Genomic DNA, 12,787 nt, shown 5'->3' with positions numbered 1-12,787 from the left:
AGTAGTAATATTTGCTTTTACATGAGGATAAAAGGCAAATAGAATACAAATTCATAGGGAGAGGTTAATATGCTGAATTTATCGGAAGAATTATTTTTGGGAAAGGGAACGCATAAAAAATGCTATCTTCATCCGGAAGACAGCAGTAAGTGTATAAAGATGGCTTATACGTATGAAGGAGAAGATGATTTACAAAGAGAGTTGCGGTATTTAAAGGTTTTACGGCGCAAAGGGAAAAACTATAGCGTTTTGCCGCGCTATTATGGAGCCGTTGCAACTAATCTAGGAGAAGGGCATGTTTATGAGTATTTAGTAAATTTTGACGGCTCTAAATGTAGAACTTTAGAAGACTTTTTAGAAGATGAGCAGATGTTGTCAGAGCATTTCGAACTGTTAGTAGCTAAATTACGTCAATTAAAAACAGATTTGTTGAATAATGAAATAATTACCATGGGCTTATTTCCAGAAAATATTATTGTACAAGCGGGGGGGGACGAGCGATATATCGCTAAGAGTAATTAACGATATGGGAAGCGCCGCATTGATTCCATTAGAGTATTATTTTAGCTTTGTAGCCAGAATTAGGATACAAAAAAGATGGAGACGGTTTTTAAAAACTATTATTGGAAGATATGACACAGAGATAATCAACAAACTGGTTGAACAAATACGATGAGTAGTTGGTTATCACAATTAAACTAAATTTTAGGGACTCGTTTGGTTGCGTTTTAAGGTTTAGGGAAAAATAGCTGTTACAGCTGTTTGAACCTAAACCTTTTTACTTACTATAAGCCATAACTATCCAAACAATAAGTAAAAAATATGGCTATAATACAATTAGTTCATTTACATTTAACTTTCTCGTGGCAAAATAGAGATACAATAGATAGTATTGAAATATATTTTTGGCTTGGCCTGAGGAGTTCTTAATAAATGTACAATTCATATATTTTGTCGGCTATTATTTTTTACGTGTTATCTTACGGATATTATTTGAAGATTTCCCATGGACTTGGCAATAAAGCAACCTATTTGCAAATGCGCCGCTTTGTGCCCTGCGCTATCTTGGCGGTATTGCCGTCTGCTGTGACTCGATTACCTTTGATGTCTCCATTGCTTATTATACCCGTAATCATTTGGCTATTATGGATTTTTACTTATCCGACGCTTTATTATATCAGCAATCATAAGGTATCTTCGGATTTTGAATTTCATTTTGAAGCAGTTTTTGGCTTATATATTATTAGCTGGATATCCGCTTTAGGAATTTTGATTCAACAAATACCGGGATTGGCGCTGCCTGCCGCTGTGATAATTACCGTATTGGAAGTAATTCTCTTGTTGATTCCGTTAGCACAGTTGGGATATTTCGTTTTGTACAAAGCCTGTATCAACGAAAACGGTATGCAGATGCTGCAAGAAACGCATTATAATGAAATCATCGAGTATTTTAAATCGCTGCCTTTAGCGTACAATATTTTTTCGGCGCTGGGCGTTGTCTTAATGATGGGCGTGTGCGGCTGGGCCAATTACGGCGCGTTGACGCAAACGCAGCCGTTATCTTTATATTCCATGGCGGTTTTAGCGGCTATCGTCGCGTTCTTGACTTGCTATTTGTGGAAGAAAAAGCACGGCGTATTTATTCGTACCGCTATCGTGGAATTTTATTTGGACGTTAAAACTTATTTAGAAACGAATAAATTATATAAATCTAATATGCGGGAGCGCGTAAAAAATTTAACGGTGCAGCCATTAGCGGAAAAGTTTGACAAGCCGTCGACCATCATGCTGGTAATTGGCGAATCGGCGTCGCGCGATTATATGCAAGCTTTTAATATGCAATATCCGCACAACACGACGCCGTGGCTGAATAAGCTCAAAGAAACGCCGAATTGCATTATATTTCCTAACGCTTATTCTACTTGCGCCAATACTGTAGTAGCAGTATCGAACGCGTTGACGGAAATCAACCAATATAACGATAAAAAATTTTATGAGGCCTGCTCCATCATCGACGTAGTACGTGCGATGGGAGGGTACAGGATACACTGGTACAGCAATCAGGGCCATTTAGGTTGCGCCGATACGCCGGTAACTTTGATTGCCGATACTGCCGACGTGGCGAAGTGGACGAAGCAAAAATTGAATACTGTACAGTACGACGAATCCTTGCTTGATTTTCTGGACGAGGTAGACCCGCAGCGCAATAATTTTGTCGTTATCCATCTTAAAGGCAGTCATTTTAATTTCCTGAACCGCTATCCGGAAGATTTTACGAGATTCGGTACGCCCGGAAAATATGAATTGGAATTAAATTACGCCAATACAATAGCGTATACGGATTACGTTTTAAGCAAAATTTTCGCTTACGCTCAAGAAAAATTAAATTTACAGGCGATGGTGTATTTTTCTGACCATGCGGTAGTTCCTGACCGACGGCGCTCGCCTAATTTTGAAGGGCTTGGCTGTATGCGCATTCCGCTTGTTACATATTTTTCCGACGAATACATCGCTAAAAATAAAAACGTAGTGGAAACGCTGCGCCAACACCAAAATCTATATTGGACCAACGATTTAGCGTATGAATTATTGTGTAGCGTTTTTAACGTGCAGTCCAATAAATTTGACGAAACTAATTCGCTGGCTTCGCCGAAGTTTAAATACCGGAGGGAAGATTTGTTGACCAACGCCGGGCATACGCATATTTGATGAATAAGATAAAAGCAGGGCGCTATGTTGATTGTATTTTTAACATAGCGTCCTGCTTTTTATTATTCTTTATCGTCCGTCAGCTTCACCTTGCCTAAATCGGTACGCAGCGTTTCTCTTGTGTACTTATATTTGGGCGACGCGAAACTTTGCGTTTCGTCGTAACGGTTGGATTCAACGTTCAACAGGCCGCAGACCATTTCGTAAATCAAATCGTTAGTAAAATATTGCGCCTGATGCTTCTTTAACGCTGCTGTAGTAGCGGGATACTGCTGTTGGTATTCCGGCGACAGGTAGACGAACATCGGAATCCGCAGCGCCGCGAAAGGATTCATGTCAGGATTGCGGCGACCATTGGGCACTGTGCCGTGGTCGGAAAAGTACAGCATGGCCTGCAAATTTAAGTTATCCTTGGCATATTGATATATTTGCGATAGCACGTAATCAGAATAGTATAAGGAATTATCATAATTCAGCGGCGGTTCGTTTTTACTGGGGTCGCCCCATTTGGCAAATTCCGGCGGATAACGGTTTTGGTAATTATCGTGGCTGCCCATAAGATGCAAAACGATAAAATTATTTTTCTGCGGGTCGACTGCTTTTAAATAATTTAACAATGCGCCGTCGTATTGCACAGTGCTTAAATCCTGGTTAGTCCACTTGGCGACGTCGGCGGTTTTGCCTACGATGGTGATGGGCGTATCGGAAACGTCGGTCGTTCCTTGATTGCTGAACCAGCTGGTATAATAGCCCGCGCCTTTAGCGATATCGATAATCGTGGCGCTCTGCTTAAATTCTAAATCGTTGTATTGATTCTTTTCCGTGAGTGCGCGTTCCAGCGCCATCACCGTGTTGACGCGCGTGCTGTAAGCATTTTTGAAAACGATGAAGTCGGGATTTGCTTTTTGCCGGCGCAGCCAAGGCGTGGTGTCCGTCGGCGTAGCGGTATAAGCGCTCATGAAATTGCGCGACGCGCATTCGCCGATTACGACGATAACTGTACTTGGTTTAGCAAATGCTGGCTCGCTGGGACTTACGCGCAAATCCTTTAAGGTTTGCTTATGCAGGACGTTAAATTCGTTGACGGCGTAAAAGTAACGGCGCACGTCGCTGTTTAACGTCATAATGCCGGTTTGGGGAAAGGCGTTGCCAAAGGAATAAATGGTAGCGGCGAGCGCGGCGACGCTTAAAAAGATTAAAGATTTTTTAGCGGGCTGCGCGGCAGTAATTAAATGTAGGTGGTTTCCGTTGACGCGGTACAGCCCGGTAAAAATAACGTCGATACCCAGCGCGGCGGCTAACACGCCGCCATAACCTAAGGATTGCAAAATATATTCTTTCGCTTCCGCGGGATTAGTCTGATAGATGGAAAGCACGGCGGCTTCGGTGATGCAATTGCCGTAATAGAAGAAGTAAGCTACTTCTAAAAGGGGCAGGAGCAGTAAGGAAGTTTGCAGAACGGATAATATAAGCCGCGCAATCTTGCTTAGATTTTTTCGTAAGGCCAGAAACGTCAGCGCCGTTAAGCCGACGAAAGAGTAAATTGCGAAAACGATATCGAAGTGGTGGCTGAAAAACGGGACGGTTTTAGTAAAGGTTAATTTGTAAAGCACAGGGTACGCTAACATCCACGCGGCGGAGGTAATAGCGAAGGAGATAAAAAATTTTCTGCTTACCTGCGCTAAGAGCAAGCGGACGGTTATGACGCAGATAATGGACATGGGAATGAAGCGGCGCAGCTGCAAATAAAACGGCTTATTGCCCAACCCGTTGGAGGTCAGCACGTAGTAGCCGAACAGGAGGCAGAACAAAACTGCGCTATATATAACGATTCTAAAAAAGTCTTTTTTCATGCTTGAATAAGCCTCTTTTCCTTGATAATCAAAGCCATTTATATTATACTAAAGTCAAGTAAAGGTGTAAAGAACGACGCGCTGGCGCAAGCGGCGAAATGCATTTGAAGAACGGAGGTGTAGCAAATGGCGATCCCGACAAATATAAAAACTCTGTTGGCTGGCAATGTAGTCGAATGGGCTAGAATAGAGTTTAAGGAAACGTGGGATTCAGAGGCTTCTCTAAAAACAATTTGCGCTTTCGCCAACGATATCGACAACTGGGGCGGCGGCTACATTGTTATAGGCGTAAGGGAAGAGCAGGATAATTCTAAGCTTCTTGTCGGCATTGCTCCATCTAAGATAGATAGTATATTAAAGGATATGTTTAATAAATGCAAGTGTATCCGACCGGAATATATGCCGATTACGGAAGTTGCCGAATATCAGGGCAAAAAATTTATAGTTATCTGGGCTCCAGGCGGCAGTGTGCGTCCGTATTCTTCGCCGAAGCATATGGGCAGGGATTGTAAAGAATTTATTTATTATATCCGCAAAATGGCTAGCACCGTTGCGCCTACGGAAGAAGAAAAAAGAGACCTGTATGCGTTAGCTAACAATGTTCCTTTTGACGATCGTATCAACCATGAAGCGGATATAACGGATTTAAACGTTACGCTTATACAGAGTTATCTTAAAGAAGTTTCCAGCTCACTGTATGCGGAAATCGATAAAATGGAATTTATTGATTTATGCAAAAATATGAATATTGTCAATAGCTTGCCGGAATATACTAAGCCAAAAAATGTAGGGTTGATGTTTTTTAGTCTGAATCCGCAAAAATATTTCCCGTATGCGCAAATTGACATTGTGCAATTTCCCGAAGGGCTTGGCGGGGATAAAATTATAGAAAATACTTTTACGGGGCCGTTACATCAGCAGCTGCGAAGCGCATTGCAGTATATACAAAGCGCTATCATCCAAGAAAAGGTTATCAAATATCCTGACCGTGCGGAAGCCGACCGCTTTTATAATTATCCTTTCGCGGCGATAGAAGAAGCGTTGTCTAACGCGGTGTACCATAAGGGTTATGATGTGCGCGAGCCGATAGAGGTGCGCGTACTGCCGGACAGAATCGAGATAGTGAGCCATCCTGGAGCCGACCGCTCTATTACCAAAGAAGGCTTGCGGCGCTACCGTGTCTTTAACCGGCGTTACCGCAACCGTCGCATAGGCGAGTTTTTAAAAGAAATGCATTTGACGGAGGGACGCAATACCGGCTTTAGAAAAATTTTAAACGCTTTGGAAGCTAACGGTTCGCCTAAGCCGTTGTTTGAAACGGACGACGAACGGCTTTCGTTTGCGTCGACAATTTTTATTCATTCTGCATTTTTAGAATCAGATGAGACTGAAAATGAGACTGAAAATAATGCCTTGAATGGTGTGGAAAAAGTGGTTTGGCAATATTTTAAGCGGTATCCTCGTAATACCATTTTACAATTATGCGAGGAACTTAACCTCAGTCGTAGTCATGTTACAAGAGCTATACGCGCTTTAAAAGGACAAGACTTGTTGGAACGGCAGGGTTCCGACCGCAAGGGTGAATGGATAGTAAAAGCAAAGGCTTTGGGCGATTAACTGTGTTAAGTGTTATATAGAATAAAGGATGGCGGCATATGGTAGAAATAAGCGTTTTAATATTAGCAAAAAATGAAGAAAAAAATATTGGCGACTGCATTACTAGCTGCAATTTTGCCAAAGATGTTTTAGTTATTGACGACGGAAGTACTGATAAAACGCAAGAGATTGCCGGAAGCTTAGGCGCGCGCGTCATTCACCGCAGCATGAACGGTGATTGGGGCGGGCAGCAAACTTTTGCCATTCAGCAGGCTAAGTATCCTTGGATATTCTTTATCGATGCGGACGAACGCTGTACGCCGGAATTGGCCAAAGAAATAGAAGCGGCGGTAAAGAAGAACGAGCAGGTTGCGTATTGGATTCGGCGCAAAAATAAATTTCATTATGATAAGGCTGAGCACGGCGTTTTGCGTCCCGATTATGTGTGCCGCGTAATGCCTGCAAAGGATTCTTATGTTGAAGGTTACGTACACCCTGCTATTATTACGCCTTACCCCAATAAAAAAATGCAGGGGTTTATGTACCATTATACTTATGATAATTGGCAGCAGTATTTTAATAAATTCAACAATTATACTACATTGGCCGCGGAAAAGTATAAGAAGGGTGATAAAAAAGTAGGCTTTTTGAAGGACATCGTTTTACGTCCTTTGTGGGCGTTCATTAAAGTTTATTTGTTTAACGGCGGCTTTAAAGATGGTCGCTTGGGATGGATATTATCTGTAAATCATTATTTTTATACGATGACAAAGTATGTTAAACTATATTATTTGTATAAAAGTAATGGCAAACTGTAGGTGATGGCGCGATGAAAGTAGCTGTTTTAGAAAGTATTGTGATGCCCGCAGGCCATGAAGTAGAATTCGACAGAATATTAGTCGACGAGTTAAGTCGTCAAGGACATGAACCCGTTATGCTGGTACCGCAAAACTTTCCTTTTAAAATAAAATATCAGGCGAAAGTAGATTATTTATCCGGCGGCGAGGTAGTGACTTATGCCGGGGCTGATAAATTTCAAAAACTGTTGTTATCTGTTAAGCGCGAGTATCGCAGGAAAAAATGGTTCGATTCGGCATATGTTATGAGTGCGGCTAAAAACTACGACGCTTTGATCATTCCTACCGCGACCTATCGCTATTTGCGTACTTTGTTAAACAGCGATTTAAAGAATAGCAAAATACCAGTATATATAATTTTTCACGGAATAAATCCTAAGGAAAAGGCTAATTTTGTAAAACAAGCGCGTAAATGCTTGCCTTATAAAAATATTCATTTAAAGGTTATCACGCTGCGCAATGATTTTGTAAACGATAATTTGCCCAATGTTGATTTGATTGCTCCCCCCGTATTCAAACCTTTGGATTTGCCGGTAGATAAGAATTTGACTTATCGCGAGCCGCTGAAATTGGGCTTCTTTGGGCAGTATCGCAGGGAAAAAAACGTACGCTTCTTTTTGGATGCTTTTAAGCAGGCGCATTTTACGATACCGGTGAAATTGATTATGCAGGGCGCTACGGCGCGCACGGAAGATAGCGAAGAATTTGAAAAGATAATTGAAGAATATCGCGCTGTTCCGGGTATTGAATTTTGGCATAAAAATTTAATCGGCGAAGAATGGCAACGGGCGTTGTTGGGCGTGGACGTTATTATAGCGCCGTATGCCGCCGAGCGTTATCGCTATCATTGGAGCGCTATGTCGTTTACTGCTATCGGCTTTTATAAACCAATTTTGCAGTCGCCGGAGATGAACCCGGAGGTTTTGCAAAATTATAATGTGGGCGAAGCCGTAGCGTTAGACGCTCTAGCTGCTTTTACAAAACAACTGGAGAATTTTGTAAATACTTATCCGCAAAAGCATGAGCAATATAAGGAAGGGCTGGCTGAAGCCAATATAGCTTTTAGCCACGAAAATTTATTAAAGGCTATTTTAAGATAATTATCAAGTTAGGGGATATTGGTTATGAAAATTTTACTGGCGAATTTTACCAAAATGGTGAACGATAGTGGCGGTTTAGCTAAAGTGACCTGCGCTTTCGCCAACGAAATGATAGCTCGCGGGCATAACGTGAGCTTGCTATATAGTGATGAAAAAGAAGGAGAATTTTTTTACGCGACGGATAACAAGCTGCGTTGTTATAATTTAAAGGTTAATCCCGATAAATCAAAAATCAATTTTCCTTTGTATCTTAAAGCTGTCAGGGAAGCATTGCGTGCCGTGGGCAAAAGACCGGCCAGGACAGTGAATAGCTGGTTTGAAGAACATTATTTGTTGGATAATGTAAAATATTATCTTAACATTATCAAGCCGGATATTATCGTTTCTTATCAACCGGCGGCGAGCAAGCTGCTTTTGTGCGACGCTAAGACCGATATACCGGTAATAACGATGTCGCATGGCGATCCGGAGGATTATTTTCATATTTATCCGGTTAAGGAAATTCCGTCGTTGACCAAAAGCGCCGTTTGTCAGGTGTTGATGCCGTCGTTTGAACAGCATATTAAAAATCATTTGCCGGATGCGAAAACTATAACCATTGGCAACGCTATTCCGCAGTTTGATTTTAGTGCAGATTTGGCGGCTGAGAAAGAGTGTTTTAAAATTATCTTCGTAGGGCGGTTGACAAAAAATCACAAGCGCCCGCATTTGTTGTTGCAGGCATTTGCCAAATTAGCCGATAAATATCCTGATTGGGAAGTGGAATTGTGGGGCGCTAAGGATAGGGCGCCTTATTACAAAGAATTGGAAATGTTAATTAGCTCCAATAATTTAACGGGCAGAGCCTTTATAAAAGGGTCGACCAATGATGTGCCTAGTGCGTTGAAGCAAGCGGATATTTTCGCTTTTCCCAGCGCTTATGAAGGTTTCGGTATGGCGTTGGCGGAGGGTATGAGCGTAGGCTTGCCTGCCGTCGCTTACCAAAGCTGTCCTGCAGTTAACGAATTGATTGAAGACGGCAAAACAGGATTTTTATGCGCCGACGGTGTGGAACCTTTGGCGCAGGCGTTGGATAAGCTGATGGGCGACCAAGATTTGCGCGTGCAGATGGGCAAGGCGGCGAAAAAAGCCATGGCGGCTTATGCGCCGGAAAAAATTTGGGATCAATGGGAAAAATTAATGGAGAAGGTTGCGAAATGACTAATCTTAGGGATAGAAAAAGAGAAGCAATTCCTTCTGTAGTATTATTTCTTTATAGCTTGAGTTTGGCATGGCCGCAATATAATGCGTTTGTAAGCATTGCTGCTGCTTTGGCTATAGTTGTAATTATCTGTTTTTATAGGAAAGAGATATTGGTTAAATTAGCTGCTGTACCAAGATTGCTTTATTGGGCTTTTGGCGTGTTCGTATGCGCTGTGTTAGTAGCTTCTTTGGCCATACACGATTCGGCAAGTATAGCTAAAGCGCAGAATATCATATATTGGATGCTGCCATTTTTTCTGATGTATCTTTTAGCTTCTTTTGAAAAAAATAAATGGCTCGCAGCATATTATGGATTTCATTTAGCTTTGTTGATATCTAATATCATTGGACTTGCTGAGTTTATAAAAACGCACGGAAGAGTGACAGGTCCATATGGGCATCCTAATCATTTCGCTATGATGTTGGATATTTTATTGCCGTACTGCCTTTTTATGGCAGTAAATTACTATAGAAGCAAAAACAATAGATTGCTGGCTTGCGGAATGCTCGCAAACTCTATTTGGGGCGTTGCAACTTTATTTTTAACGGCTTCTAGGGGAGCTATATTGGGCATTTTATTGGGCGCGTATTTTTGCTTAATTTTGTATGGCTTTAGAAAAATACTTTGGCAAAAAATGGCGTTGATTATTGTATTATTAACGTGTTCATTGGGATATTTGGGCTATAATAATATGCAAAATTTTCATCGCAGCTATGATTACGAGCGCATTTTATTGATGGAGTCCAGTTACAATATGTGGAACGACCATAAAGTGTTTGGCGTTGGTTTGGCAAATTGGGAAAAAGAGTACCAGAAAAAATATATTTCTCCACAGGCTAAGGAAAAGGAATTGGATATGCCGCATAATATTATCGCATATTATTTTTCGACTACCGGATTAATTGGCGGAATTGGCTTTTGTATTTTAATGTTGGGCATCATGGCGTATTTAATAAAGAATAGTTTAGGTTTATCGTTAAATGTCGTATTTTGTTATGCTATGTTATTGGTTGCTATTGCAGTTACTATTCATGGATTGGTGGATGTGGGCATAACAATGAAAAGCGCTGCAAGGTTCTTTTATGGGTGTTTGGGGCTGACAGTAGGCGTTATAAGTTGCTTGGATGATAAAAAATAGGGGGAAATGGTATTTTTATGGGAAAGGAATATTTAGTTAGTATTGTTGTTCCAATGTATAATTCGGAACAATTTATTGTGAGATGCGTTGATAGTATTCTTAAACAAACTTATGAAAATATAGAACTCATCATAGTGAATGATGGTTCTGTAGATAACGGCGGCGCTATTTGTGAAGAATACGCGCTTCGCGACAACAGGGTAAAGTATTTTCAACAAGCGAATGCGGGAATAAGCTCGGCTAGGAATAAAGGTATAGAGAATGCAAGCGGCGATTATATTTTATTTGTAGATTCAGACGATTGGTTAGCTGATAATGCTGTAGATACTTTCTTGAACATTGCAGTAGATGAAAAAGCTGATATAGTTATTTTAGAATCTAAAGTAGCTATGGTTAACGGTTTGGAATATACTCCCAGAGAGAATTTACAAGCATTATCTAGCGAGCAATTGCGAGACGATTTATTAGTTGATAAATGGGGCAATCATGCTATTGTTAAACTTTTCGAAAAAGATTTATGGAAAAAAGTAAGATTTCCATATGGAATGATATATGAAGATTTATTTACTATGCCGCATTTAGCAAGCAGCGCTAAAAAAATAGTATATAGGTGCAAACCCGTCTATTTTTATAATCGTTGTAATGAAAATTCTTTAACATGGGGTAAAAACGATTTTAAACCTTTTCACCGATACAGCAAATTTATGGCTTATTGTGAACATGAAAAAGTAGGTAGAGAGCTAAATAAAAAAATTGTTGTTGAATGGAGTATAAAAAAAGCCTTGCATGAAAGTATTAAAGCTTTTGTAATAGACGCCGGATGGGGAGGATTGAATGATAAGCAGAGAGACGATATGTTAAAGTATATTTTTGGACATAAAGAGCAAGTTAAGCAGTTGGCTTTGAAAGATAGAGTATTGTTATCGTCCATAATGAGTGATGGATTTTTATATAAGGCGTATGGGAAGATAGAAGCGTTGGTGAAGTAAAGGAGGTAGCTTGTAAAATGAAAAATATTATGTTGGTAGAAGTATATAAAACAGTAAATTACCCAGGCGGGATAGAGAAAGTATTATGCAACTTTGCCAATGAATTCACAAAAAGAGGTTATGAGGTTACTTATATTTGTTTAGATACGGAAGAAGGAAAACCATATTATTTCTTAGATGATAAGGTAAATTTTGTTAACTTATGCTATATTGGAGAAAAATATAATAGCATGAGTTATAAATGGGCAAAAATAAAAAAAGAGATAAAACGTTTTTTTGTGGGCGGAATATGTGTTTGCTTGGAAAGAAAGTTTCAGATCCTAAAACAGAGTATTTTGAGAAAGAATTTATTAAACGCTTAAAAGCTGTAATTGCAGATAATACTCCAAATATCATTATTTGCGCCGATAGCCAAAGTTTATTTTTGGCGCAAACTGCTACTAATAATAGAATTCCGACAATAGCCATGTGCCATACCGATCCGCAAAGCATATTAGACAATGTTCCTCAGTCTGAAATGGCGGCTTGGAAAAATGCATACAAGGTACAAGTATTATTGGAAAGTTATAGAAAATCTTTCTTGGATATAGGGATACATAACATTATATGTATCCCTAATGTCGTCCCTCAATTTTCTGAAAGTGATATAAAAAATAAATATAATACAAATACGATAGTTTGGGTTGGCAGGTTAGAGAAAATTGTAAAAAGGCCGCATATTTTGATAGATGTATTTTCTCTTATAGCAGCTGATTTCCCACAATGGAATATTAAGTTTTACGGTTCTGATGATAATGCAAAATATTTAAATGATATAAAAGCTAAAATTAGCCAACACAATTTAAATAATATAATAGAATTTTGTGGGATTACTAAAGATATTTTTTCGGTAATGAAAGAAGCAGAGATATTTGTATCAACCAGTAAGTTTGAAGGCTTTCCTTTAGCTGTAACAGAAGCCATGAGCATAGGATTACCTGTGGTTGGATTTAGAAATTGCAACGCTTTAGCTGATATAATTATTGATGGTGAAACTGGAATTTTGGCGGATGATGTAAGCGACATGGCTAACAAGTTGAGTATGCTGATGGAAAATAAAATTTTGCGTAAAAATATAGGATATAAGGCTCATCTTGCCATGAGTAAATTTTCACCTGAAGTTGTTTGGGATAAGTGGAAAGAAATAGTGGAGGATGCTATTAGTGCAAAATAAGAATCAAGAGAAGATTGTTTTGCATTAAAAATATTCATACTGCAAAAATCAATAAACTCCCAAATCACTTATTGAGGTATAAAGTAATT

At 39.8% G+C, this 12,787-nt stretch carries 11 protein-coding genes; 10 read left to right on the top strand and 1 reads right to left on the bottom strand.

The annotated features are described in order from the left end of the window. Positions 1-69: 69 nt before the first annotated feature. On the top strand, positions 70-522 hold the full coding sequence (locus tag Q4E64_RS02175) for a YrbL family protein (protein WP_303166017.1): 453 nt from the start codon (positions 70-72) through the stop codon (positions 520-522). Positions 523-933: 411 nt separating this feature from the next. Further along, positions 934-2,709, top strand: a complete 1,776-nt coding sequence (locus Q4E64_RS02170) for a phosphoethanolamine transferase (protein WP_303166016.1) — start codon at positions 934-936, stop codon at positions 2,707-2,709. 62 nt (positions 2,710-2,771) lie between these two features. On the opposite strand, the gene Q4E64_RS02165 is transcribed toward Q4E64_RS02170, so the two are convergent. Continuing rightward, positions 2,772-4,562, bottom strand: a complete 1,791-nt coding sequence (locus Q4E64_RS02165; protein WP_303166015.1) for a phosphoethanolamine transferase — start codon at positions 4,560-4,562, stop codon at positions 2,772-2,774. Positions 4,563-4,688: 126 nt separating this feature from the next. Here Q4E64_RS02165 and Q4E64_RS02160 point away from each other — a divergent pair, with 126 nt between their 5' ends. The 8 genes from Q4E64_RS02160 to Q4E64_RS02125 are packed head-to-tail and all read left to right on the top strand — an operon-like array spanning position 4,689 to position 12,698. Continuing rightward, positions 4,689-6,179 (top strand): ATP-binding protein, encoded by a 1,491-nt coding sequence (locus tag Q4E64_RS02160; protein ID WP_303166014.1) that lies wholly within the window; start codon positions 4,689-4,691, stop codon positions 6,177-6,179. 38 nt (positions 6,180-6,217) lie between these two features. Next, a complete protein-coding gene (locus Q4E64_RS02155) occupies positions 6,218-6,976 on the top strand; it encodes a glycosyltransferase family 2 protein (protein ID WP_303166013.1) in 759 nt (252 codons plus the stop codon). 11 nt (positions 6,977-6,987) lie between these two features. After that, positions 6,988-8,115: a glycosyltransferase family 1 protein gene (locus Q4E64_RS02150; protein WP_303166012.1), complete on the top strand. Its 1,128-nt coding sequence runs from the start codon at positions 6,988-6,990 to the stop codon at positions 8,113-8,115. A 24-nt stretch (positions 8,116-8,139) separates the two neighbouring features. After that, positions 8,140-9,315, top strand: a complete 1,176-nt coding sequence (locus Q4E64_RS02145; RefSeq protein WP_303166011.1) for a glycosyltransferase — start codon at positions 8,140-8,142, stop codon at positions 9,313-9,315. Beyond that, the gene (locus tag Q4E64_RS02140) at positions 9,282-10,496 is read left to right on the top strand and encodes an O-antigen ligase (RefSeq protein ID WP_303166010.1); all 1,215 of its coding nucleotides are present in this window, start codon (positions 9,282-9,284) and stop codon (positions 10,494-10,496) included. Before Q4E64_RS02145 ends, Q4E64_RS02140 begins: the two co-directional genes overlap by 34 nt. Before the next feature lie 17 nt (positions 10,497-10,513). Next, positions 10,514-11,485: a glycosyltransferase family 2 protein gene (locus tag Q4E64_RS02135; RefSeq protein WP_303166009.1), complete on the top strand. Its 972-nt coding sequence runs from the start codon at positions 10,514-10,516 to the stop codon at positions 11,483-11,485. A gap of 17 nt (positions 11,486-11,502) precedes the next feature. After that, a complete protein-coding gene (locus tag Q4E64_RS02130) occupies positions 11,503-11,847 on the top strand; it encodes a hypothetical protein (RefSeq protein ID WP_303166008.1) in 345 nt (114 codons plus the stop codon). Further along, positions 11,781-12,698 (top strand): glycosyltransferase, encoded by a 918-nt coding sequence (locus Q4E64_RS02125; protein WP_303166007.1) that lies wholly within the window; start codon positions 11,781-11,783, stop codon positions 12,696-12,698. The genes Q4E64_RS02130 and Q4E64_RS02125 overlap by 67 nt, the downstream gene beginning before the upstream one ends. Positions 12,699-12,787 lie beyond the last annotated feature (89 nt).

Origin of the sequence: Phascolarctobacterium sp. (assembly GCF_030531065.1) — a bacterium.
GTDB lineage: Bacteria > Bacillota > Negativicutes > Acidaminococcales > Acidaminococcaceae > Phascolarctobacterium_A.
Note: the sequence above shows the minus strand (reverse complement) of the source record. Positions and strands in the feature narration are given on the sequence as shown.

What these genes read in the sequence shown, in the direction of transcription:
- Q4E64_RS02155 (WP_303166013.1), top strand. Translation starts at nt 6,218, where the DNA reads ATGGTAGAAATAAGCGTTTTAATATTAGCAAAAAATGAAGAAAAAAAT.
- Q4E64_RS02175 (WP_303166017.1), top strand. Translation starts at nt 70, where the DNA reads ATGCTGAATTTATCGGAAGAATTATTTTTGGGAAAGGGAACGCATAAA.
- Q4E64_RS02135 (WP_303166009.1), top strand. Translation starts at nt 10,514, where the DNA reads ATGGGAAAGGAATATTTAGTTAGTATTGTTGTTCCAATGTATAATTCG.
- Q4E64_RS02140 (WP_303166010.1), top strand. Translation starts at nt 9,282, where the DNA reads ATGGGAAAAATTAATGGAGAAGGTTGCGAAATGACTAATCTTAGGGAT.
- Q4E64_RS02165 (WP_303166015.1), bottom strand. Translation starts at nt 4,562, where the DNA reads ATGAAAAAAGACTTTTTTAGAATCGTTATATATAGCGCAGTTTTGTTC.
- Q4E64_RS02130 (WP_303166008.1), top strand. Translation starts at nt 11,503, where the DNA reads ATGAAAAATATTATGTTGGTAGAAGTATATAAAACAGTAAATTACCCA.
- Q4E64_RS02160 (WP_303166014.1), top strand. Translation starts at nt 4,689, where the DNA reads ATGGCGATCCCGACAAATATAAAAACTCTGTTGGCTGGCAATGTAGTC.
- Q4E64_RS02150 (WP_303166012.1), top strand. Translation starts at nt 6,988, where the DNA reads ATGAAAGTAGCTGTTTTAGAAAGTATTGTGATGCCCGCAGGCCATGAA.
- Q4E64_RS02170 (WP_303166016.1), top strand. Translation starts at nt 934, where the DNA reads ATGTACAATTCATATATTTTGTCGGCTATTATTTTTTACGTGTTATCT.
- Q4E64_RS02145 (WP_303166011.1), top strand. Translation starts at nt 8,140, where the DNA reads ATGAAAATTTTACTGGCGAATTTTACCAAAATGGTGAACGATAGTGGC.